Genomic DNA, 24288 nt, shown 5'->3' with positions numbered 1-24288 from the left:
TATGTCCATACGTAAATTAATCTTGCCGTTACTAATAGGTGTACTGGGACTAATATTAGTTCTTCATGGAATTCCTCTTGTCCTTGCACTGATTACCGCCATTTTGCTTGAGCCCATAATACAACTAATGATTCGAGTCTTCAATATGAAGCGAATGCCCGCGGTAACCATTACTTATATCTTGTTCTTAGCTTCTTTTGGAATGGGTTCCTATTGGTTATCTACCCTACTGGTTGTTCAAAGTGTAGAGCTCGCACACAAGTTACCTATGCTTTCTGCCCATTTCTTCGAGACCCTAGAAAGATATATTATTGTATGGGAGAAATATTATGCTCTTCTTCCTGTAGAAACTATCTCTACGATTCAACAAGTCCTTAATTCTTTGAAGAATTCAGCTATGATAGCCGCATCCACCGTTACGAAGTGGATATTTAATATCGTGGCTGCACTTCCAGAGTTGTTACTAATTTCGATTGTTTATTTAATTAGCTTGTTTCTTATCAGTTTCGATCTACCTTCCTTGCGAAACGGGTTCATGAATTTGTTTACCCCTTCAGCTAAGGAAAAAGTGGATTTAGTCCTCAATCAATTATCAAGGGCCTTAGTTGGATTTCTTGGAGCACAAATTATATTGAGCTTAATGACATACCTATTGGCATTGATTGGGTTACTGATATTAGATGTGAAATATGCCTTTTTAATTGCCTTTATCATTGTATTGGTAGATATCCTTCCAATTTTAGGGACAGGCTCGTTCATTGTACCTTGGGCAGCGTACCAATTTTTTATTAATAATGATCAATTCTTAGCTGTGGGTCTTATTATTCTGTTTCTTGTGATCACTGTAGTGAGAAGAATTGTTGAACCTAAGATCCTCGGTGAGAGTTTGGGAATCAGCGCATTAGCGGCGCTCGCAAGTCTTTATATAGGTTTCCAGCTATTGGGGTTTGTAGGATTTATTTTAGGGCCTGCGATTGTTATTATTATTGAGGCCTTGTTAAAGGCAGGATTCTTAAAGGTGAAACTTGATTTCTAAAGGAGATATACAATGTTCTATTTAATTACTCAAGTTTTTTTAGAGGATCTAGAAAATCAGGATTTTGCGCAACAGGTCTCTTCCTTTCACGAGAAATTAGTGCAAGAGGGCTGTCGATTGTTAATCCATAGTGATCGTTTAGAGACATTCGTCTATAGCCTACAGGAGGAGAAGGAACCCGAACTTCGCAAGCTATGCAAGTCTTTTAGCCAATACTCAAAGCAGGTAGCCCAAGCAGACTTTCTTTTTGACTTCTTTACAAGAGAAGAGATTGAGAATAGCGGGCACTTTGAAAAGGAATTTATTGCAGCTCTAACCAGAGCAGAGGAGCGTTAGAAGGGAGGCCACTAGTTTTTTGACTAGTAAAGCCAAATGGAACAAAAAAGAGTAATTCTTATATTAACCATAATCTTTACATTTCTTATCAGTTTATTTTCTTATTTCGTATGGCTAGAAAGACAATTGTAATAGAATCGAAGTATAAAATAGGAGGAAAAAGGAGATCATAATACAAATCTCCTTTTTCTTGACCCTGTCTGAAAAAAGTTTGGACAGGAAGAGGAAACTTGCAGCTTATAGCTTCCAGGTTTTCTTGTTCTCCCCTTATAATTGCCCGCTAACGAGAGGTTAGTGGGTTTTTTTTGTCCAATTCAACGAATTCGGTAGATCATTATCTTTTCCTATCATATTAGAAACGATAGAAAAAATTTTACAACTCTCAAATACTTTGTTTATCAACAAATTAAACAGCTAGTAAATGCATCTTCAATAAGTTAAAGCGTTATTACATATGCGCAAAGCCCCTTTAATGTATATATTTGCTCAATTTATATTATTTAAACTATACTAATGGTAATTTCAATTAGTAATTTACAAATATAACTTTTAGGAGGTTTTATATATGCAAGAACAAGGTCTAATGCAACAAAATAACCAAGATTTTTTCCCAGTTCATGATGTCGACTATGTAGAGATGTATGTTGGTAATGCCAAGCAAACGGCTCATTATTATGCTACAGCTTTTGGATTTAAGCCAATGGCTTACTCTGGATTAGAGACAGGTGAACGGAGCAAAGTTTCTTATGTCCTTGAGCAAAATAGGATTCGTTTTGTGATCAGTGGGACGCTAAACTCTGAGCATCCCGTTGCGCAATTTGTGCTCAAGCATGGAGATGGTGTAAAGGACGTTGCTCTTCGCGTAGATGATGTTGAGAAGGCTTACAAGGAAGCAATTTCTCGTGGTGCTATTGCTATTATGGAACCGCATACATTAACCGATGAGCATGGCTCGATAAAGAAAGCTGTAATCGGTACCTACGGAGATACCATTCATACTCTCATTGAACGAAAAGACTATAAAGGTTCTTTTATGCCAGGCTATCAAGCGTTCGAATCAAACACTCCTTATCTTTCAACCGGTTTAATTGGTATCGACCATGTTGTAGGAAACGTTGAGAAAATGGAAGAGTGGGTTTCTTATTACGAAAAGGTAATGGGTTTCAAAGCGATGATTCACTTCGATGACGAAGATATTAGCACAGAATACTCCGCTTTAATGTCCAAGGTAATGACCAATGGAGCTAGAATTAAATTCCCTATTAATGAACCAGCAGAAGGAAAGAGAAAGTCCCAGATTCAAGAATATCTGGAGTACTATAACGGAGCTGGGGTACAGCATTTAGCCTTGCTTACGAACGATATTATTAAAACCGTAACTTCCTTGCGTGCTAACGGAGTAGAATTCCTTGAAACTCCAGATAGCTACTATGATATGTTGAATGAGCGCGTAGGTAAAATTGACGAAGATGTAGAAAGACTACGTGAATTGAAAATCTTAGTTGACCGTGATGATGAAGGGTATTTATTACAAATCTTTACAAAACCCATTGTAGACCGACCTACCTTGTTTATTGAGATTATCCAGCGTAAAGGGGCAAGAGGTTTCGGAGAAGGTAACTTCAAAGCTCTTTTTGAGTCTATTGAACGTGAACAAGAACGCAGAGGGAATCTATAGTCTGGAGGAAGAGCAAAAATGAATCTATTAGATAAGATTCCAACAAGGAAAGAGATTGAATCTCTAGGTGTCTATGTCCCAGGAAAACCAATTGAAGAAGTAAAGAGAGAACTTGGTCTCGAAAAAATTTATAAGTTGGCCTCTAATGAAAACCCTTTCGGGTTTTCTGATTTGGCCAGAGATGCTATGATACGCGAAGTGAACACAACAAATTCTTATCCTGAGGGGACTGCACCAGTCCTTGCAGAAAAAATTGCTCTTCACCTAGGCGTAGCAAAAGAATCAGTCATCGTAGGGAATGGATCTGATGAGTTAATTCGTTTATTAAGTCGTGCGTATATTCGTCCTGAAGACGAAGTGATTATGGCGGACGTGACTTTCCCTCGCTATGAAACAAATATCCAAATTGAAGGCGGCAAGGTGGTTACCGTTCCTTTAGTAGATGGTGTCCATGATCTTTCAGGCATGCTAGAGGCTATAAACGATCAGACAAGAATGATTTTTGTATGTAACCCGAATAACCCAACAGGAACGATTGTAGGACGAGTTGCCTTATCCGAATTCATAGAGAAGGTTCCTCCGCATATCCTGTTGGTGGTGGATGAAGCTTATTACGAGTACGTAACGGATGAAGACTATCTGCAGACTTTGCCCATGCTTGAGGATCATCCCAATTTAATTATCTTGCGAACTTTTTCTAAGATTTATGGGTTGGCAGCTTTAAGAGTAGGCTATGGTATGATGCATCCTTCTATTGTGAAAGAACTCATGAAGGTCAAAGAACCATTCAATACGAATCGGATTGCTCAAGCTGCCGCTTGCGCATCGCTAGATGATGCAGGATTTGTAGAGGATTGTAAACAAAAGAATGCGGAAGGAAGAACGTATTTAGCAGAGGAAGTCGCTAGATTGGGGTATTCTTCGTTTCCATCGCAAGGAAATTTCATTATGATCCAACTCGATCGTTCAGGGGACGAGGTATTCCAAGCTCTTCTAAAGCAAGGAATCATCGTTCGTTCTGGAGGCCTGCTAGGCTACCCGCAAACCATTAGGGTATCTGTCGGAACTCCAGAGGAGAATCAAGCTTTTATTCAGGCATTTAAGGAAGCGATGGTGACATCCCAATGATCGTTGAGCCAAGTACATTAGCCTGGAAGGATGCCTATAAATTATTAATTGGTTCCATCCTTCCTCGGCCGATCGCCTTTGTTTCTACAATAGATAAAGAGGGCCTAGCTAACCTGGCCCCCTTCAGCTTTTTTACGGGAATATGTGCGGATCCTTTCCTCGTTTGTTTTGCCCCAATGCGCAGGGGAACGGATGGCGAGAAAAAAGATACCCTTAAGAATATTGAAGCTACAAAAGAGTTTGTAATCAATATCGTTGGTGAAAAAATCGTCAGCCAGATGAATGATTGTGCCATTGATTATTCTTCTGAAATTGATGAGTTTGAGCAGGTGAAATTGACCAAAGCATCCAGCCAGATTGTTTTGCCTCCTCGAGTAGAAGAAAGTGATGTCCAGTTGGAGTGTGTACTCCGTGAAATTCTTGACTTTGGTGATCAACCAGGTGCAGGTAGCTTAGTCATCGGGCAAGTGGTTGCTGTTCATATTCGTGATGAACTATATAAGGATGGAAAAATTGATACCGAGATGCTTCAACCGATTGGTCGTCTGGCAGGACAGTCTTATACTCGGGCTGCTGCAGATACCTTCGTGCTGGAGAGAAAGACAGCAGCGATGAAACCCTAAGAAAGGGTTGACGTGCAGGGGGATAAACAGATGAGATTAGTGACATTTATCAATCCAGAAGGTGAGAAGAGAGTTGGCTTGGTAATGGATAATTCCATTATGGATGTAGAAAAAGCAAGCTCTGGAAAGATTCCTGCAAACATGCTCGACTTGTTAAAAGAGCAGGAGACTCATCTTCCCTTACTAAAACAACTAAATGATTCCACTCTAGCAAAAGAGGCAGTTAGCTATCCGCTTGGTGAAATTACGCTTTGTGCGCCGATTCCTAATCCTCCAAGTGTTCGAGATTTTTATGCGTTCGAACAGCATGTAAAGACGGCAAGGGAAAGAAGAGGGTTGTCCGTAGTGCCTGAGTGGTATCAGATCCCTGTTTTCTATTTTACAAATCATCATGCCATTATTGGTCCGAATGATCCGGTTCATCGACCAAGGAAAACCAACTGGTTAGATTATGAGTTGGAAATAGCTTGTATCATTGGTAAAAAAGGACGAAATATCAAGGCAGAAGAGGCGGATTCTTATATATTTGGGTTTACCATCCTTAATGATTGGAGTGCCCGAGATCTACAAAGACAAGAGGTAGCGGTTGGGCTTGGGCCTGCAAAGGGCAAGGATTTTGCGACTTCTATTGGGCCTTATTTAGTCACGAAGGATGAACTCGAAGTTTATCGAGTTGGAGATCGATATGATCTCTCGATGACTGCGAAAGTGAATGGGAAGCTGCTGTCAGAAGGTAACTTTAAAGATATTTACTATACTTTCGGCCAGATGATTGAGAGGGCGTCTGAAGATGCTACCCTATATCCAGGAGATATTATTGGATCAGGGACAGTAGGAACCGGTTGTATTCTTGAAATAGGGACAGAAGTGCATCGTTGGCTTGAGCCAGGGGATGTGGTAGAGCTTGAAATTACGGGGCTAGGAACATTGCGAACTGAAGTGAAGGATTAGGGGAGGGGCTAGCTATGCCTTTTTATAAACAGATGGGGGAGATTCCCAAGAAGCGGCACGTTACATTTAGAAAGGAAGATGGCTCTTTATACAGAGAGCAAGTGATGGGTACCAAGGGTTTTTCCGGTATTCAATCCATTCTCTATCATCACCATATGCCTACTTCCGTGTCAAAAGCAGAATTAATAGGGTCTTATATGCCTCAGTATGAAGAGCAGGGTGCACTTACTCATCGGCATTTCCGGACCGCTATGCATCATGAAGTTGGAGATGCGGTAAGCGGAAGAGAGTATGTGTTAGGTAATGAGGACTTGTTGATTGGTATTGTCAATCCAACGAAAGCGATGGATTATTTCTACCGCAATGGTGATGGGGATGAATTATTGTTTGTCCATAAAGGAACTGGCAAGGTAGAGACCATGTTTGGGACCCTATCTTACCGACCAGGTGATTATATTGTCATGCCTATAGGGACCATTCATCGTTTCTTACCGGATAGTGGAGAATCTAAATTTCTAGTTGTGGAAACCAACAGCTGGATTAGTACGCCTAAGCGTTATCGGAATGCTCACGGCCAGTTGCTTGAGCATAGTCCTTTCTGTGAAAGAGATATACGCGTCCCTGAAGAGCTCGTTACTCATTCGGAAACCGGGGAGTTTGAAGTTAGAACCAAGTCTCGTGGGCTGATTCACCGTCACGTCATGACTCATCATCCATTAGATGTAGTGGGGTGGGACGGCTATCTTTTCCCTTGGATCTTTAATGTGGAAGATTTCGAGCCTATTACAGGCCGTATTCATCTGCCTCCTCCAATCCATCAGACGTTTGAAGGGAATAACTTTGTCATTTGCTCATTTGTTCCAAGGTTATACGATTATCATCCTGAAGCCATTCCAGCCCCTTATTACCATAGCAACGTGGATAGTGATGAAGTGCTTTATTATGTTAAAGGAAACTTCATGAGCAGAAAGGGAATAGAAGAAGCATCCATTACGCTCCACCCGCTTGGCATTCCTCACGGACCTCATCCAGGTAAAATTGAGGCGAGTATTGGAAAGAAGGAAACACTTGAGCTGGCTGTCATGATTGATACCTTCCGCCCTCTCAAAGTGGTAAAGAAAGCCCAGACCTATGAGGATCAGCCATATATGTACAGTTGGTTGGAAAGCAAATAAAAAGGAGGAGTGTCTTCAAGGATTGAAGACACTCCAATATAATAAAAAATTCTAAATTAATGAATTATATACTATTGTCTTGACCTAAGCAAAATTGCAATTATACTAAAAAATAGAGTCCGTTATTTTTGCGTCATATTATGAGTGCTTCGTAACGGCTAATTCCAAGCCCAGACAAATGTGGGTTTTGGAAGCGTATACATCACTACACTAAAGGGGGCCAGTAATTTGAGAAAAATCTTTGTACCAATCGTATGCAGCTTAATGATGTTGATGACAGCTTGTGGAGGTTCGTCTTCTACGACTCAACCAGCTGAACCAGCTAAGCCAGCCGAATCGACAGCTGCCCCAGCAGCGGGAAATGCTGAAAAGAAGACCGTGAAGATTGGAATAACCCAGATCGTAGAACATCCATCCTTGGATGCGGCGAGAGAAGGTTTCCTAGCTGGTCTTAAAGATGGTGGTTATGTAGAAGGGGAAAACTTAAAGGTTGATATTCAGATCGCTCAAGGGGATATGAATAACAATACAACCATTGCACAAAAATTTGCTGCGGATAAAGTAGATTTGATTCTAGCCATTGCTACACCAAGCGCTCAGGCTGCGGCTCAAGCCACATCTGATATTCCTATTTTCTTTACAGCGATTACAGATCCGCTTGGAGCTAAGCTTGTAGGTTCTCTAGAGCAGCCTGGAAAGAATGTAACAGGAACTTCTGATACGCATCCAGAGGCGATTCCTAATACAGTCAAGACAATTAAAGAGTTCTTCCCTGATGCAAAGAATGTAGGGGTTATCTATAACTCTGGTGAACAGAACTCTGTTGTAAACGTAGAAAATGCAAAGAAAGTAATGCAAGAACAAGGATTAACAGCAGTTGAAGCAACAGCCTCAAATAGTTCTGAAGTAAAGCAGGCAGTAGAGTCTCTAGTAGGACGCGTGGATGTTATTTATGTACCTAAAGACAACACAGCCGTTTCCGCTCTTGAATCCGTTACACAAGTGGCAAACCAAAACAAGATCCCTATGTTTGTTGGAGAAATGGATTCCGTTAAACGTGGAGGATTTGCAGGATTTGGTTTCGAGTATTATGACTTAGGATACACCACTGCAAAAATGGCTATGGAAGTATTAGATGGCAGCAAGAAGCCTGCTGATATTCCAGTTGGCTTCCCAGAAGAATTGAACTTGGTCATTAACAAGAAGGCAGCTGAAGCTCAAGGTGTGACCTTGACTGAAGCAATGACAAGCAAGGCAGTAATGGTTGAATAAAAAGGAATAAAACAAGAAGGGAAGTGCAGGTATGGCAACAGCATTAATGGGTTCACTCGAATCTGGTATCATATTCTCGCTGATGGCATTGGGGGTTTATCTAACCTTCAGAATCCTCAACTTTCCCGACTTGACTGTAGATGGTAGTTTTACCACAGGGGGCGCCATGGCAGCAGCCATGATCGTAGCGGGTTATCACCCGCTACTTGCCACCTTTGCTGCAGTTATAGCGGGATGTATAGCAGGTACAGTAACAGGTCTCTTACATACGAAAGGGAAAATTAATCCCCTTCTTTCCGGTATTTTATCAATGATAGCGCTTTATTCAATTAACTTGAGAATTATGGGTAAAGCAAACATTGGTTTACTAGGAGAAGACACATTATTTAGTCAAGTAATGGCGATTGCTTCAAGCCCATTTACCATCATACTCACGATGGCAATCTTAATTTTACTTGTTAAAAAAGTAATCGATTGGTTCTTAGATACTGAGATTGGATTGTCCATTCGCGCTACAGGTGACAATGAAAAGATGATTCGCAGCTTCTCGGCGAATACGGATAACACCAAAGTGGCTGGTCTTGCTATTTCAAACGGATTAGTCGCTATGTCCGGAGCATTGATGGCCCAATATCAAGGATTCTCAGACGTATCTATGGGTATTGGGATGATCGTTATCGGTCTTGCGTCTGTCATTATAGGGGAAGCAATTTTCGGTCATAAGAACATTCGCCGTGCGACCATTGCGGTCATTGGTGGAGCCATCGTTTACCGCATTATCGTGGCTCTAGCATTACGTGTTGGTTTGAATCCTTCTGATATGAAGCTTATGACAGCTCTTATTGTTATAGCTGCTTTGATTGCACCAAAGGTAATAGACAGTTGGAAAGAAAAGAGAAAAAAAGCTCAGAAAAAACAGGCTTCCAGCACAGTCGTGAGAGGTGAAAATCATGCTAAAACTTAAAGCTATCAACAAGATATTTAACGAGGGTACCGTTGATGAAAAGATTGCTTTAGCCGATATTAACTTGACTTTAAAGCCAGGGGATTTCGTTACGATCATCGGAAGTAATGGAGCAGGAAAATCGACAATGATGAATATGATCTCAGGCGTGTTAACTCCAGATGAGGGTACGGTAGAGATTGATAATACCGTGGTGAATGACTTATCTGAGCATCAACGTGCACCTTTGATTGGCCGAGTGTTTCAGGATCCCATGGCAGGAACGGCTCCAACCATGACTATTGAAGAGAACCTAGCTATGGCCTTCTCTCGCAATAAGCGCCGTACGTTAAGTAAAGGGGTCAATGCCAAGCGTAAGGAAATGTTTTATGAGTATCTTAAATCGTTAGGTCTTGGACTCGAGGGTCGTTTAACTGCGAAGGTTGGACTTCTCTCAGGGGGAGAAAGGCAAGCGCTAAGTCTTTTAATGGCCACCTTTACTCAGCCCAAAGTATTATTGCTAGATGAACATACAGCTGCCTTAGATCCAGCCAGAGCAGAGCTCATCACGCAGTTAACGAAGGAAATTGTGGAGAAATCAAAGCTAACCACTTTGATGGTTACTCATAATATGAAGCAAGCAATTGATTTGGGCAATCGATTAATCATGATGGATAAAGGTCGAATCATTCTTGATGTTCCAGAAGAGGAGAAAAAGGATCTCACCATTGAAAGTCTGCTTAAGGAGTTTGAACGATTTAAGGGTGTAGCAAGCGACCGAGTTTTACTTGGATAACGACTGCTCAGTGGAGAGGGAACATATAGATAAAGGAAGGTGATGTGAATGGTAACGATCCATAACCTGAAAGAACAAAACGCTCAATTAGAAGCAATCACATCTTTGACGGGGGGAAACATGATGACCGAGTTGGTTCAGGTTTTGACACCGCAAGGAGAGCTTGTAGTAGATATTGAGGACAAAATTGATCCTGAAACTATGGTAAAAATGTATGAAAACATGGTCTTTGTTCGAACGTTTGACCGTAAATCGGTTATCTTGCAAAGACAAGGACGAATGGGGACATATGCCCCGTTTGAAGGTCAGGAAGCCTCTCAAGTTGGCAGCGCCATGGCCTTAACTGCAGGAGATTGGCTTTTCCCAACATATCGTGACCATGCCGCTAGCATTACTCATGGGCAGTCGCTCATGCGCGTATTCCTATATTGGATGGGACATATGGAGGGTTCAATTAGCCCAGAAGGAAAAAATATTATGCCTCCTTGCGTGCCGATTGCTACCCAGATGGTTCATGCCGTTGGAACAGCTTGGGCCAGTAAATTAAAAGGAGAAAAGAAAGTTAGCCTAGCCTATTTCGGTGATGGAGCCACATCGGAAGGTGATTTCCATGAGGCGCTAAATTTTGCTGGAGTTTATAAGGCACCAGCGATCTTCTTCTGTCAGAACAATGGATTTGCTATTAGTGTACCGTTCGATCAACAATCTGCTTCAGCTACAATCGCTCAGAGAGCACTTGCCTACGATATTAAAGGGGTAAGAGTTGATGGAAATGATATCTTTGCGGTTTGGCTTACGATGCAAGAGGCTATCGAGCGGGCTCACGCAGGTGAAGGCCCTACTCTAATCGAGGCTATGACGTTCCGTTATGGAGCCCATACGACGGCCGATGACCCGAAGAAGTATCGTAATCAGGAGACTCTATCTCAAGAGTGGCGAACGGAGCGTGATCCGATTGATCGACTTCGCACTTATCTAGAGAAGAGAAACTTGTGGAATCAGGATAAAGAGGAACAATTGCTCAAGCAAGCGGATGAGAAAATTGATGCAGCGGTAAAGGAAGCAGAGGATTATCCGAAATCAAAGCCATCTGATATGTTCAAGCACGTTTTTGCTGAGACGCCTTGGATGATCCAGGAGCAAGAGCAGGAACTCAAGCGGTTTACGGATAAAGGAGGGAACTAAAACATGAGTCGCAAAATAACCATTATCCAAGCCATTACAGAAGCCATGGATCAGAAGCTAGCCGATGATTCCCGAGTGATGCTGTTAGGTGAAGATATCGGAGTCAATGGTGGAGTATTCCGCGCTACAGAAGGGCTAATTGAAAAGTATGGAAAAGACCGTGTTGTAGATACCCCCCTTGCCGAGGCTGGTATTATGGGTTCTGCTATTGGTTTGGCGCTAAACGGAATGATTCCTGTTGCAGAAGTTCAATTTTTAGCCTTTATCTATCCGGGGTTTGAGCAAATTGTATCCCATGCCGCGAGAATGAGATATCGTACAAGAGGTCAATACCATGTACCTATGGTCATTCGTACTCCTTACGGAGCTGGTATTCGCGGACCTGAACTGCATTCTGAGAGTGTAGAAACCTTCTTTACGCATGTTCCGGGGTTAAAAGTAGTTGTACCAAGCAATCCTTATGATGCAAAAGGGCTACTGATATCGGCTATCGAAGACCCAGATCCGGTGATGTTCTTAGAACCAACCAAGATGTATCGAGCGTTTAAAGAAGAGGTTCCAGAAGAAATGTACCGTGTGCCTATCGGTAAAGCGAAGGTTGTTCAAGAGGGTACGGATCTATCAATTTTTGCTTGGGGCGCTATGCTGCGTGTCGCAATGAATGCAGCGAAGCAAATCGAGCGGGAAAAGGGCTGGAAATGTGAAGTGGTGGATCTTCGAACCTTATATCCACTTGATCGAGATACCATCATTGCATCTGTTAAGAAAACAGGAAGAGCCCTCGTTGTCCAAGAAGCTCATAAAACAGTAGGGGTGGCTTCTGAAATCGTTTCTTTGATTAACGATGAAGCGCTCATTTATCTAAAGTCACCAGTGAAACGGGTTACCGGATTTGATGTTCCTGTTCCACAGTTCTCTATTGAAGATGACTACATGCCTACGGAAGCTAGAGTCAAACACGGAATCGAGGAGACAATTCTATTTTAATATAGATTTTCTTCGTTAAATGGGAGGAGAGATATACAAATGGTTGAATTTAAGCTCCCTGATGTTGGAGAGGGTATGCATGAAGGGGAAATCTCCAAGTGGTTAGTCAAAGAAGGCGATCAAGTCAAGCAAGATCAGCCGCTACTAGAAGTACAAACAGATAAAGTGAATGCCGAACTAACTTCTCCAGTTAGTGGCTTAATCAAGAAAATCATGTTTGCTGAAGGGGAAACTGCTCATGTAGGTCAAACATTGGTCGTTATTGATAACGGATCAGCAAGCGAAGTTGCAGCGACAGCACTCATGTCAAAACCAGAAGAAGTCGTTGAACAGACTCAAGAAAGAAGCAAGGTTCGTCCTAGTGCCCTATTTGACCGAGCGCTCGCTACGCCTTATGTAAGGCAATTAGCGAGAGAATTGAAGATTGATATTGAGTTGGTAAGCGGCAGTGGCCCAGTGGGACGTGTAACCGAAGAGGATCTTCGAGCTTTCCTAGCAAACGGGCAAGTTCAGAGTAAGGTGGAAAAAGAGATCGTTACACCTCCTGCTGTAGCAGTCGATAAGAAAAAGCCGTCGTCTGCCGTAACGCTAGAAGAAAAACAAATGGAAGAACGCATTGCTTTAAAAGGAGTTCGTAAAAAGATTGCAGAACACCTTGTTAAATCCGTCTCTATTATTCCTCATGTAACGCATGTTGATGAGTTAGAGATGGACTCTCTAAAGGCGCTAAGGGAGAAGTGGAAAGCTGTTGCAGAAGAACGTGGAGTGAAGCTGACCTTTTTACCTTTCTTTATTAAGGCATTGGTTATTGCATTGAAAGAGTTTAAGACTCTGAACGCCTCCATAGATGACAGCACTCAAGAAATTGTATTGAAAAATTACTATCATATCGGAATCGCTACGGATACAAAGGATGGTTTGATTGTCCCTGTTTTAAAGAATGCGGATAAAAAGACGATCTACCAATTAGCAGAAGAGATTAGTGAGCTGGCTCTTCGTGCTCGCGAAGGAAAACTTACCTTAGACGAAATAACAGGTGGAACCTTTACGATCAGCAATGTTGGCCCTATCGGAGGGCTGTATGCGACACCGATTATCAATCATCCTGAAGTAGCTATTCTAGGATTGCATAAGATGGAGCCTCGAATGGTTGTCCGCGATTGGGAAGGAGTGATCCGTTTGATGATGCATATGTCCCTATCATTCGATCATCGACTCATCGACGGTGTCACAGCCGTAAGATTTACAAATCGGATCAAGCAGCTTCTTGAAAACCCAGATTTACTGATGATGGAGATGGTATAAATGGTTGTCGGAGAAATTGCAGTAGAAACAGATGTCGTTGTGATTGGCGGGGGGCCCGGCGGTTATGCCGCGGCTATCCGTCTTGGTCAATTAGGACAATCTGTCGTTCTTATAGAAGAGGATAAATTAGGTGGAGTCTGCTTAAATCGCGGTTGTATTCCTTCTAAAGCGTTGATCCACTCTGCTGGGGAATATCATAAGCTAGGAAGCTTAGGGAAAATGGGAATTCGTATTCCAACGAATGATTTTTCATTTGAGATGGAAGGTTGGCAGGATTGGAAAGGAGGCATCGTTTCTCAGTTAAACAAGGGGATTGAACATCTCTGCAAAGAGAACGGTGTCACGGTGGTGAAAGGAAGAGCATCCTTCTTATCGGATGATCGGGTAGGTGTGGAAACCGGAGGCGATTTTGAAACCTATAAGTTTCAACAAGCGATCATCGCCACGGGCTCAAGACCTTTTATTCCAGCCTTTATTGAGGTGGACCATACTCATATTCTGGACTCGACCTCTGCTCTCCAATTGAAAGAAGTTCCTAAATCACTAGCGATCATCGGCGGCGGATATATAGGAATGGAGATGGGGATGGCATTTGCCAAGCTTGGAAGTAAGGTAACGGTTGTTGAAATGGCTGATCGTATACTTCCACAAGTTTCTGCTGGCTTAGTTCGTGAAGTTACCCGTAATGCGAAAAAATTGGGTATGACGATCAAGACATCAACAAAGGTTGAGAATATCGGCTTGGATAACGGAAAAACGGTGTTAGAGGTTACTTCTGAAAAAGCAGGTAATGAAACCATTGTCAGCGATAAAGTGTTAGTGACAATTGGACGAATCCCGAATTCCGGTGGGCTTGGCTTAGATCAAGCTGGGGTCGAAATGGATGAACGAGGCTACATTCCGGTTGATGCTAAGTGCACAACCAATGTTCCACATATCTATGCTATTGGAGATATCACTCCTGGTCCAGCGTTAGCTCATCGTGCTTCTAAGCAGGGAATCGTAGCGGCGGAAGTGATATCAGGTTTAGCCAGCTCCGTAGACTCGCCGTTAATTCCTTATGTCATCTTTACTGAACCTCAAATTGCTGGAGTAGGCTACTCAAAAGAGGAGGCTGAACAACGGGGATTTGAAGTGAAGGTGGGGCAATTTCCATACCGGGCTAACGGACGTGCTCTGGCTACAGCTGAAGTGGATGGTTTTGCCGAAGTGATCGTGGACGCGAATACTCACTTGCTGTTAGGTATGCACATGGTAGGTGCGGATGCCTCCAATATGATTGGTGAAGGAGTCCTTGCTTTAGAACTCTCAGCAAGAGTAGAAGACTTAGCGCTGACTATGCACCCGCATCCGACGCTCTCGGAAGTATGGTTAGAGGCAGCTGAAGCAGCACTTGGCCATGCGATCCATATTGTGAATAAATAGGGTTATAGGAAGAATCCGTGAGAACGGGTTCTTTTTTTTACTTATTAGGGCTTGACTTAATGAGATATAATTAAATCAATTCTAAACATTTATATAATAACAGGAGTGGGGGAAATGGGAAAAACGCTACATCGGAGTTGGTGGATCCTTGTGATTGCCACGCTCAATTTGCTGGCATGTTTAGGCTTTGGAAGATTTTCTTTTGGGGCCATTATGCCCTTCATGAAGGAAGGTCTTACGCTTAATTACAGTCAGACGGGTTTAATTGCTTCTTCGGTTTTTCTTGGATATTTGTTGAGTGCAACGACAGTGGGGTATGCCGTCATGCGCTTTACAGCTAAGAAGGTTATCATTGTTTCGCTGTTTATAACCGTGTTAGGGATGATTGGAAGTGGACTATCCTATAATTTCTGGACAGCTTATCTTTCCTGTTTAATTATTGGAATCGGTGCAGGAGCCGGAAATGTAACCAACTTAGGGTTAGTAGGAAAATGGTTTGTCTCGCGGTACAGGGGAATGGCGTTAGGAGTAGTCAATGCTGGTTCAGGGATTGGAATGGTTTTAAGTGGAATATTCGTACCCTATATGATGGTCAGTTATGCAGATGATGGGTGGAGATTTAGTTGGTATATACTAGCTGCTGCGATACTATTATTTATATTGCTGAATCTCCTTTTTATGAAGAATGACCCTTCTGAAGTAGGAATGAATCCTTATGGAGATAGCGAGAGGAAGGAGGATAAAAAGACTGCGAAACAGGTCCATAGAGAGGATGAACATAAATCGCAAACGGTTTATCGCAATAAGCTGTTATGGATGATTGGATTTGTTTATCTCACTTGGGGTTTTAGTTATCTCATTTTTTCCACCTTTTTTATGGACTATCTGATTCAAGACGTAAGACTGGGAGAGAAAGCAGCAGGACAATTATTTGCAGTGGCTGGTTTTGCTAGCATACTAAGCGGTTATATCTGGGGTAGTGTATCGGATCGAATCGGGAGAATGCCATCTTTATTCCTCGTCTATATATCGCAGGCTGTCCTCTTATTAGCTTTTAGCATGACAGATCATTATGTCTTGTTATTGGTGGAAACGGTGTTGTATGCGGTTACGTTATGGGGAGTGCCGACCGTAATGGTAGCAGCGGTTGGCGATTTTGTTCATCCATTGAAGACCCCTGTTGCGATAGGATTTATTACACTCTTCTTTGGAGTGGGACAATTTATTTCTCCTGTTATTACCGGTACATTGGTTGATTTATCGGGTTCTTATTTAACAGCCTTCTTTTTGTCCTCTTTTGTCTGCTTTCTTGGCAGTGTGGGGTGCATTGTATTACACCTCAAGAGAAAGAAAGAATTGTCTGTTGTCCAGGATAATAGAATAACAATTTAAAACATATAAAATATACCTTGACTAGTCATTAACAATATTAATATACTAAAAATAAAAGATACGTGATAATAACGTTATATAAATTAAACGTTATATATATTACGTAATTACTTCGTTTGGAGGAGAATATCCCATGGTAAAATTAATCGCAATCTATCGCAAGCCGGAGAATGTAGAGGAATTTGATCAACATTATCATGACGTCCATGCACCGTTAGCGGCTAAGATGCCAGGACTGATTAAGCTTGAAGTGAATAAGATTTACGGTACTCCTATGGGAGAGAGTGACTTGCACTTAATCGCAGAGATGTACTTCGAAACCAAAGAAGCCTTGGTGCAAGCGTTGTCATCCCCAGAAGGAAGAGCAGCAGGAAAAGACTTAATGGGTTTTGCAGGTAAAGTCGTATCCATGCACTTTGCTGAAGTCCTTTAGGAGGTTCCTTTGAAACCGAAATTAGATGACCGTGAGATTCATCAGAAGTATTACGAGCAGATCTGTGAGAAGCTGCGAAACGATCCATTTGCTCAGTATCTTGGAGTTGAGTTAATAGAGGTCGGGGAAGGAACAGCTACGGCAGAAGTGGTTGTCAGGGATAATTTGCTGAATGCTCATGGCACAACACATGGAGGGGTCGTTTTCTCCCTAGCTGATGTGGTTTTCGCTGTAGCAAGCAACTCTTACGGGAAGACATCTGTCGCCCTATCCATGAATATTGGATTTCTGGCAGCAAGTTGGAAAGGGACGAAGTTGAGAGCAACAGCAGTAGAAGAGAAGCGAAATAACCGGACAGCTTGGTATCGCATTAAAGTGGAAAGTGAACGTGAGGTTGTAGCGATCCTTGATGCCTTGGTTTACCGTAAAAACGATTATTTTATCCCCCTGGAAGAAGCGGCGGAGATATAAACGAAAGGGAAGGGATGAGACCATCTGCTATACAGGGGTCTCTCCTTCTTCCAAGGATAGGGGTGAGACAATGAGCAATCAAACAAAAAATAGATTTAATCACTACTTAGGAATTGAGATTGAACAAGTCAATGATGAAGGTTGTGTCGCTGTCTTAAAGATTAGACCTGAACTTTACAATAGCTTAGAAGGCGTCGTCCACGGTGGGGTGACTAGCACGTTAGCTGATGTTGCAATGGGCCACGGAGCAGCACCACACGTAGACGGTGTGCAGCAGTGTGTAACTGTAGAAAGTAAAGTTAATTTTCTAGCTCCAGCTAGAGGAGAGTATCTAAGAGCAGAATCTAAGGTACTTAGAAGAGGCGGCAATACGATTGTCATGGAAGCCCGAATTACGACAGATGATGCGACACTTGTCGCTGTCGCTTTAGGAACTTACGCGAGGGTTCAACCTAAGAAATAAGCTAATATCAAGAGAGGGGCATGTAGAAAGATGGAGCAACCTGTACTACTAGAGCGAGATGGCCATCTGGCTATCATTAAGCTAAACCGGCCAGAGGAATTAAATGCCCTTAACTATGACACCTTGGCCAAGTTGGGTGAGATTGTTGAGCAGATACAGCTAGATTCCAAGGATATTCGTGTGGTAATCGTTGCTGCACAAGGACGTGCCTTCTGTGCTGGTGCAGACCTGAAGGAGCGCCGTACGCTCAATGAACAGCAAGTTCGCCGTAATGTGAGAAAAATTCGTGATGTATTTACGGCTATAGAGAGATTGCCTCAACCTACGATTGCGGCGATTAATGGCTATGCTTTTGGTGGAGGATTCGAGCTAGCGCTCGCTTGTGACTTCCGATACGCGGTTCAAGATGCGATGATGGGACTTACAGAAGTGAGCTTAGGGATTATTCCAGGAGCGGGCGGAACACAACGTTTATCTCGATTGATTGGGCCATCAAAGGCAAAAGAATTAATCCTTACAGCACGGAAGATATCAGCAAAGACAGCTCTTGATTATGGATTCTTAAATGGTGTGGCGGAAAGCCAAGAGCAGTTAACGGATCAGGCTCTTAGTCTTGCTAATGAGATTTTAGGAAATGCACCATTAGCTGTATACCAAGCGAAGTATGCGATAGATAAGGGAAGCAGCGTTGATTTACAGACGGGATTAGATCTTGAATCTAAAGCCTATGAAGTGATCATTCCAACGAAAGACCGACTAGAGGCCTTAGAAGCCTTCAGAGAGAAAAGAAAACCGGTTTTTCGAGGAGAGTAAACAAGTTTCTACTTGATTGAATATAGTTTAAAAAACTATTTATTTTGATATGTAATCGGTGCCAACGGTTTGTGGGGGAAATAAAAAAACCTGAAAAAGAGGATATGGAGGAGAAATAAAATGATATTCAATCCCGTAATGGAGACAATGTCGCGTGAGGAAATGCAGAAGCTGCAGTTGGAGAGATTAAAGGAAACATTACAGCGTGTTTATGAGAAGGTTCCTTTCCATAAAGAGAATTTTGACAAAGCTGGAATAAAGCCTGAGGATATTGGGTCTCTTGAAGATTTAAACAAAGTACCATTTATGAAGAAAACCGATCTTCGTGAAAACTATCCATTCAATCTGTTTGCTGTAGAGATGAATGAAGTGGTTCGAATTCACGGGTCCTCTGGTACGAAAGGAAAACCAACTGTTGTAGGCTATACCAAAAAGGATATTGAGAACTGGTCAGAGCTTGTTGCACGTGCTTTATGCTGTGCTGGCGGACGCCCTGGGGACATCTTCCACAACGCTTATGGTTATGGATTGTTCACGGGTGGACTTGGTTTGCATTACGGAATTGAATATATGGGAGCTGTAGCTGTCCCGATCTCTGGCGGTAATACACCACGTCAAATTACCCTGATTCAAGATTTCCAGCCAAGAGGGATTGCGGCTACACCATCTTATACTTTAAATATCGTAGAAGAAATGAAGAGAATGGGACTTGATCCAAGAGATACAAGCATTAAATATGGAATCTTCGGAGCAGAGCCTTGGTCTGAAGAGATGAGAGCTCAATTAGAAGCGGAATTGGATATTAAGGCGATTGATATCTATGGATTGAGCGAAGTTATGGGCCCAGGGGTTTCTATCGAGTGTTATGAAGCTCAAGACGGATTGCATATTGCAGAAGATCACTTCTTAGCGGAGATTGTTGATCCGAAGACAGGAGAAGTCCTACCATATGGTGAAGAGGGAGAATTAGTCTTTACTTCTCTTACGAAGGAAGCATTTCCAGTTGTTCGTTATCGTACGGGGGATATTGCCTCTTTAAACCCTGAAAAATGTAAGTGTGGACGTACCTCATTACGCATGTCCCGTATTAAAGGTCGCGTAGATGATATGTTAATTATTCGTGGAGTAAACGTGTTCCCAACGGAAATCGAATCCGTGTTATTAGGATTTAAAGAGCTTGCTCCATATTACCAAGTGGTCATTGAACGAGATGGTGCTCTGGATCGTTTTGAGGTTCATTGTGAAGTAACAGAAGAGTTCATGAACCAAATTGGAGCCATTGAGGGAAGTGCAGAGGTTGGTAAATTAGTAAAAGCGATCGGTCATGATATGAAGAATGCTCTAGGTGTGTCGGTTGTGCTACGTGTGAATAAGCCAAACTCTATTCCTCGCAGTGAAGGAAAAGCGATCCGTATTGTAGATAATCGTAATAAGGTTCTAGCTTAGTTGTTGTTAGGAGGAAAAAGGAATGGCCTACGAATTCATTAAAGTAACAGCAGAAGGACCGATTGGGATCATTACCTTGAATCGCCCAGAAGTCCTCAATGCCTTGAATTTAAAAATTGTAGATGAAATCGTGGGAGAGATGGAGCGGATGGATCGTGATGATGCCATCCGCGTCATCCTTATCACGGGTAATGATAAAGCTTTTGCAGCTGGTGCAGATATTGATGAAATGGCAGATGAAGCGGTTATATCAATGTTATTAAAGGACCAATTTGCGGTTTGGGATCGTATGAGTAAAATTAATAAGCCAACCATTGCTGCGGTGAGTGGATTTGTACTAGGCGGCGGTTGTGAACTTATGATGAGCTGCGACATGGTGGTTGCTTCGGAAACAACGAAAATTGGACAGCCTGAGATTAAATTAGGGGTTATGCCAGGAGCAGGCGGAACGCAACGTTTAACGAAAGCAGTCGGTAAGGTTAAGGCTATGGAGATGCTGCTTACAGGAGATCCTATTTCAGCAGAAGAAGCCCTTCATTATGGTTTGATCAATAAGGTTGTACCCGTTGAAGTCTATATGCAGGAAGCATTAAAACTAGCGAAGAGGATTGCTGTTCAACCCCCTGTAGCTGCTCGTTTGATTAAGAAATCCGTGCTTAAAGCCATGGATAATCCGCTTGATGAGGGAATGGAATACGAGCGCAATTGCTTCTATTTATTGTTTGCTAGTGAGGACAAGAACGAAGGGATGAAGGCTTTCGTGGAAAAGCGCCGTCCCCAATTTAAGGGAAGGTAGGGGCCAACATGTACGAAACGATACTCTTTGACCGAGTTGGAGGAGTGGCAAAAATCACGATGAACCGCCCGGATAAGTTCAACTCCTTTACCGAACAGATGCACAAGGAGCTAATGGATGCTCTTAAGAAGTCAGAGAAGGACGCGGAAATACGTTGTATTGTGTTAACCGGAGCGGGAAAAGCCTTTAATGCGGGTCAAGACCTCGGAGAGGTTCAAGGTGGCAAGGTGGATTTTGGAGCCTTCTTACGCAACCGTTATAATCCGCTTATCACTCAATTACAAAAGATAGAGAAACCGATTATTGCTGCTGTGAATGGAGTTGCTGCAGGAGCTGGAATGAGTCTAGCTCTTGCTTGTGATATTCGTTTAGTAAGTGAAAAGGCTTCTTTCGCAGATGTTTTCGTAAATATTGGCTTAGTTCCTGATTCAGGTGGATGCTACTTCCTTCCTCGAATTGTCGGTATGGGTAAAGCATTAGAATTAGCGATGACAGGTGATAAGGTCACTGCGGAAGAGGCCTATCGTATTGGTTTAGCCAACAAGGTAGTAGCTTTAGAGAGTTTTGACCAAGAGGTCATGGAATATGCAAATCGTTTAGCTAACCTTCCTACAAAGGGAATGGGGTTAATTAAGCGTACAATGTACAAAGGATTAACGATGGGCTTAGAAGAGACATTGGAATATGAAGCATACGCACAAGAGATTGCCGGTGCTACGCATGACCATCAGGAGGGTGTACAGGCCTTCTTTGAAAAAAGACCCCCAGTTTTCAAAGGAAATTAGACATTCTTCAATAGAATGGAAGAAGGAGGGATATTCAACATGACTGCTTATCAAGTAGGAGTAATTGGAGCTGGAACGATGGGAGCGGGAATCGCTCTTGTCTGTGCTCGCAAGGGCCATCGTACTTGGCTTTTGGATGCGAATCCAGTTGTATTGGATAAAGCACAATCTTATCTTCAGGCAACCTTAAAGAAAGACGTAGAAAAAGGAAAAATTACGGAACAACAAAAAGAGGAAATCTATCAATCTATCGTTCCCGTATCTGAGATTCAAGCTTTAGCGAATTGTGATATCGTCATTGAAGCAGTACCCGAAAGACTAGAGTTGAAAAAATCAATATTCTCCTCGCTTGTTGATATCTGTTCGCCAGAAGCGTTGTTGTTAACCAATACATCCTCGATCTCGATCACAGAGATTGCAGGAGGGCTTAAGAATCCAGAGCGAATTTTAGGATTTCACTTTTTCAACCCTGCTCCTGTTATGCCGTTGGTTGAAGTCATTCACGGGAAGAAATCTAGCCCAGAGAATACAGAGAAAGCTTATCAATTTGCCAAAGATCTTGGTAAGGTCCCTGTCCTTGTAGGGGATACTCCAGGCTTTATTGTAAATCGCGTAGCACGTCCTTATTATAATGAAGGTTTACGAATTCTCGGGGACCGTGTGGCAACAGCAGATCAGATTGATAACATTATGAAAAAAGCTGGCGGATTTAAGATGGGTCCGTTTGAATTACAAGATTTAATTGGTATTGACATTAATTTTGCGACAACGGAATCTGTCTATACCAACTTCTTTCATGAAGGGCGCTTTAAGCCGAGCCGTATTCAACAGCGTATGGTTCAAGCTGGCAATCTAGGAAGAAAGACAGGTGAGGGTTTCTATGACTACAACAAATAGGATCATTCTACTTACCGGGATAAGCCCTCTCTATCAAGAGCTAAAAGAGTTAATAGAAAGCCAAAATCATCAAGTTGTCTCTATTCAAGAGTTAGACCAATGGAAGGATCGCATTGATCTCGTAATGGAAGTTAGCAGTCTTGATTTAGAGGCAAAAAAGCAATCTATTAAGATTTTAGATGAGGTCTTGCCAACAGACGTACCGATTCTAACAAGTTCACTTGCCATCACCGCAACAGAAGTAGCGTCTTGGGCAAATTCATCCGAACGAATCTGCGGATTTGGTACCCTTGTCCCACTAGCAGAGCGTGAATTGTTTGAGGTGGCTCCGGCCCTGCAAACCTCAGAAGCCACCTTGGATCAAGCTAAGATGTTTATTGAAAGTCTTGGAAAAGAGGTTGCTGTGGTAGAAGATGAAGTAGGATTGGTCTTCCCAAGGGTCTTATCTCTCATTATTAATGAGGCTGTTTTTACCGTTATGGAAGGAACGGCTACACCTGGTGATATTGATATTGCCATGAAAAAAGGAACCAACTATCCATACGGTCCTCTCGAATGGGCAGATCGAATTGGACTAGATGAAGTTTATGCGATTATCCGTGGGTTGCATCGAGATCTTGCAGAGGAGCGCTATCGTCCAGCTCCGTTATTGCGCAAGCTTGTTCTCGCGGGACGGGTAGGTCAGAGAAGCGGTCAAGGCTTCTACAATTACCAAGGATAAGAGGTCGGATAACGATGACACTATCAAATAAGGATGTATATGTTGTAGCAGCTGCTAGAACACCTGTCGGAAAATTAGGTGGAAGCTTAAAGGATGTCCCGATGGATGATTTATGCGTTTCGGTTATGCAAGAAGTTGTACGGCGCTCTCCCATCACAGGTGAACAAATTGACGGCGTCATTATGGGGAATGTCATTTCTGCAGGTCCTTTTATTAATATTGCTCGTGTAGGGTTGCTTAAGGCAGGGCTTCCAGAGTCATTACCTGGCTTATCCGTAAACCGCGTATGTGCTTCTGGCTTAGAAGCTATTAACTTATCAGCTCAATCGATTCAAGCCGGCCACGCTGGGATTATGTTGGCGGGAGGGGTTGAAAATTTGACTCGTTCTCCTTATATCATGGAGAAGTTTTCCCAGCCTCATCAACGTGGAGCACAAACATTAATAGAATCCTTTGGTGGCCCTCGTTCAGCGCCTGTGTCTTTATATGGTGAATTAACGATGGGAGATACAGCTGAGAACGTAGCAGAGAAATTTGAGATTAGCCGTGAGGATCAGGATGAATTTGCTCTAGAGAGTCAACGACGCGCTATTCGAGCGATCGATCAAGGGTTATTTAAAGAAGAAATTGTTCCGGTTGTTATCCCTAATAAGAAGGGTGAACCTACCGTATTTGACACGGATGAGTACCCGCGCCGTGATGCATCTCTAGAATCTTTATCCAAGCTGCGACCTGCATTCCGAAAAGGTGGTACAGTAACTGCTGGTAACTCTTCTGGAATTAATGATGGAGCAGCAGCGGTTTTGTTGATGAGTGAAGAGAAGATGAAGGAAACTGGTGCTAAGCCGTTAGGGCGAATTGTACATTTTGCTTGCGGTGGGGTTGATCCAAAAATTATGGGTATCGGACCGGTTGTAGCCATACGAAAACTACTGGCTGATGTTGATCTATCCATTGACGATATCGACCTGTTCGAACTCAATGAAGCATTTGCCTCACAATCCTTGGCATGTATCCGAGAGCTGGGTCTTCCTGCCGATCGAACCAATGTCAATGGAGGAGCGATCGCCTTTGGTCATCCACTAGGAATGAGCGGTACTCGACTGCTAATTACCGTTCTTTATGAGCTTCGTCGCCGCAATAAGCGTTATGGCGTTGTTTCCTTATGTATCGGTGGAGGACAAGGGCTGGCAACACTAGTCGAGGCGCTGTAACAAAAGAGGAGGAGAAA

General features: G+C 42.7%; 25 protein-coding genes. All 25 read left to right on the top strand.

Annotated features, from left to right (window positions below; genetic code table 11):
- The first annotated feature begins 1 nt into the window (after nt 1).
- The 25 genes from ytvI to EIZ39_RS08310 all read left to right on the top strand — a co-directional run bounded on the left by ytvI (nt 2) and on the right by EIZ39_RS08310 (nt 24271).
- Nucleotides 2-1036, top strand: a complete 1035-nt coding sequence (gene ytvI, locus EIZ39_RS08430) for a sporulation integral membrane protein YtvI (RefSeq protein ID WP_129199452.1) — start codon at nt 2-4, stop codon at nt 1034-1036.
- A 12-nt stretch (nt 1037-1048) separates the two neighbouring features.
- Nucleotides 1049-1372, top strand: coding sequence for a hypothetical protein (locus EIZ39_RS08425; protein ID WP_129199450.1), 324 nt, complete (start codon nt 1049-1051; stop codon nt 1370-1372).
- A gap of 565 nt (nt 1373-1937) precedes the next feature.
- A complete protein-coding gene (hppD, locus tag EIZ39_RS08420; RefSeq protein WP_129199447.1) occupies nt 1938-3050 on the top strand; it encodes a 4-hydroxyphenylpyruvate dioxygenase in 1113 nt (370 codons plus the stop codon).
- Nucleotides 3051-3068: 18 nt separating this feature from the next.
- On the top strand, nt 3069-4178 hold the full coding sequence (gene hisC / locus EIZ39_RS08415) for a histidinol-phosphate transaminase (RefSeq protein WP_129199446.1): 1110 nt from the start codon (nt 3069-3071) through the stop codon (nt 4176-4178).
- Complete coding sequence (locus EIZ39_RS08410) at nt 4175-4801, top strand: flavin reductase family protein (RefSeq protein WP_129199444.1); 627 nt, start codon at nt 4175-4177, stop codon at nt 4799-4801. The genes hisC and EIZ39_RS08410 overlap by 4 nt, the downstream gene beginning before the upstream one ends.
- 30 nt (nt 4802-4831) lie before the next feature.
- Nucleotides 4832-5752: a fumarylacetoacetate hydrolase family protein gene (locus EIZ39_RS08405; protein WP_129199442.1), complete on the top strand. Its 921-nt coding sequence runs from the start codon at nt 4832-4834 to the stop codon at nt 5750-5752.
- Between the two features lie 14 nt (nt 5753-5766).
- Nucleotides 5767-6927, top strand: a complete 1161-nt coding sequence (locus EIZ39_RS08400; protein WP_129199440.1) for a homogentisate 1,2-dioxygenase — start codon at nt 5767-5769, stop codon at nt 6925-6927.
- A gap of 228 nt (nt 6928-7155) precedes the next feature.
- Entirely contained in the window at nt 7156-8199 is a 1044-nt protein-coding gene (locus EIZ39_RS08395; protein WP_240675744.1) for an ABC transporter substrate-binding protein, read from the top strand.
- A gap of 31 nt (nt 8200-8230) precedes the next feature.
- The gene (locus EIZ39_RS08390; protein WP_129199438.1) at nt 8231-9163 is read left to right on the top strand and encodes an ABC transporter permease; all 933 of its coding nucleotides are present in this window, start codon (nt 8231-8233) and stop codon (nt 9161-9163) included.
- Nucleotides 9150-9938, top strand: a complete 789-nt coding sequence (locus tag EIZ39_RS08385) for an ABC transporter ATP-binding protein (protein ID WP_129199436.1) — start codon at nt 9150-9152, stop codon at nt 9936-9938. Before EIZ39_RS08390 ends, EIZ39_RS08385 begins: the two co-directional genes overlap by 14 nt.
- A gap of 123 nt (nt 9939-10061) precedes the next feature.
- On the top strand, nt 10062-11123 hold the full coding sequence (pdhA, locus tag EIZ39_RS08380; protein ID WP_129199821.1) for a pyruvate dehydrogenase (acetyl-transferring) E1 component subunit alpha: 1062 nt from the start codon (nt 10062-10064) through the stop codon (nt 11121-11123).
- A 3-nt stretch (nt 11124-11126) separates the two neighbouring features.
- On the top strand, nt 11127-12110 hold the full coding sequence (locus EIZ39_RS08375; RefSeq protein WP_129199434.1) for an alpha-ketoacid dehydrogenase subunit beta: 984 nt from the start codon (nt 11127-11129) through the stop codon (nt 12108-12110).
- A 39-nt stretch (nt 12111-12149) separates the two neighbouring features.
- Nucleotides 12150-13415: a dihydrolipoamide acetyltransferase family protein gene (locus tag EIZ39_RS08370; RefSeq protein WP_129199432.1), complete on the top strand. Its 1266-nt coding sequence runs from the start codon at nt 12150-12152 to the stop codon at nt 13413-13415.
- Entirely contained in the window at nt 13416-14840 is a 1425-nt protein-coding gene (gene lpdA / locus EIZ39_RS08365) for a dihydrolipoyl dehydrogenase (protein WP_129199430.1), read from the top strand.
- Between the two features lie 114 nt (nt 14841-14954).
- Entirely contained in the window at nt 14955-16232 is a 1278-nt protein-coding gene (locus EIZ39_RS08360; RefSeq protein WP_129199428.1) for an MFS transporter, read from the top strand.
- Between the two features lie 133 nt (nt 16233-16365).
- On the top strand, nt 16366-16665 hold the full coding sequence (locus tag EIZ39_RS08355; protein ID WP_129199426.1) for an EthD family reductase: 300 nt from the start codon (nt 16366-16368) through the stop codon (nt 16663-16665).
- A 9-nt stretch (nt 16666-16674) separates the two neighbouring features.
- Nucleotides 16675-17136, top strand: a complete 462-nt coding sequence (locus EIZ39_RS08350; RefSeq protein WP_129199424.1) for a PaaI family thioesterase — start codon at nt 16675-16677, stop codon at nt 17134-17136.
- 70 nt (nt 17137-17206) lie between these two features.
- The gene (locus EIZ39_RS08345) at nt 17207-17599 is read left to right on the top strand and encodes a PaaI family thioesterase (protein WP_129199422.1); all 393 of its coding nucleotides are present in this window, start codon (nt 17207-17209) and stop codon (nt 17597-17599) included.
- A 30-nt stretch (nt 17600-17629) separates the two neighbouring features.
- A complete protein-coding gene (locus tag EIZ39_RS08340; RefSeq protein WP_129199420.1) occupies nt 17630-18412 on the top strand; it encodes an enoyl-CoA hydratase-related protein in 783 nt (260 codons plus the stop codon).
- 120 nt (nt 18413-18532) lie between these two features.
- Nucleotides 18533-19858: a phenylacetate--CoA ligase PaaK gene (gene paaK, locus EIZ39_RS08335; RefSeq protein WP_129199418.1), complete on the top strand. Its 1326-nt coding sequence runs from the start codon at nt 18533-18535 to the stop codon at nt 19856-19858.
- 22 nt (nt 19859-19880) lie between these two features.
- Complete coding sequence (locus EIZ39_RS08330; RefSeq protein ID WP_129199416.1) at nt 19881-20654, top strand: enoyl-CoA hydratase-related protein; 774 nt, start codon at nt 19881-19883, stop codon at nt 20652-20654.
- An 8-nt stretch (nt 20655-20662) separates the two neighbouring features.
- Entirely contained in the window at nt 20663-21439 is a 777-nt protein-coding gene (locus EIZ39_RS08325) for an enoyl-CoA hydratase-related protein (protein WP_129199414.1), read from the top strand.
- A gap of 39 nt (nt 21440-21478) precedes the next feature.
- Nucleotides 21479-22336, top strand: a complete 858-nt coding sequence (locus EIZ39_RS08320; protein WP_129199412.1) for a 3-hydroxyacyl-CoA dehydrogenase NAD-binding domain-containing protein — start codon at nt 21479-21481, stop codon at nt 22334-22336.
- Nucleotides 22320-23057 carry a 3-hydroxyacyl-CoA dehydrogenase family protein gene (locus EIZ39_RS08315; RefSeq protein ID WP_129199410.1) on the top strand — a complete coding sequence of 246 codons (738 nt, stop codon included), beginning with the start codon at nt 22320-22322 and terminating at the stop codon, nt 23055-23057. The genes EIZ39_RS08320 and EIZ39_RS08315 overlap by 17 nt, the downstream gene beginning before the upstream one ends.
- Nucleotides 23058-23071: 14 nt before the next feature.
- Nucleotides 23072-24271, top strand: coding sequence for a thiolase family protein (locus EIZ39_RS08310; protein ID WP_129199408.1), 1200 nt, complete (start codon nt 23072-23074; stop codon nt 24269-24271).
- The last annotated feature ends 17 nt before the right edge of the window (nt 24272-24288 follow it).

It is taken from the genome of Ammoniphilus sp. CFH 90114 (assembly GCF_004123195.1).
Classification (GTDB): Bacteria; Bacillota; Bacilli; order Aneurinibacillales; family RAOX-1; genus YIM-78166.
The sequence above is the reverse complement of the archived record's forward strand: the minus strand, read 5'-3'. Positions and strand labels throughout refer to the sequence as shown.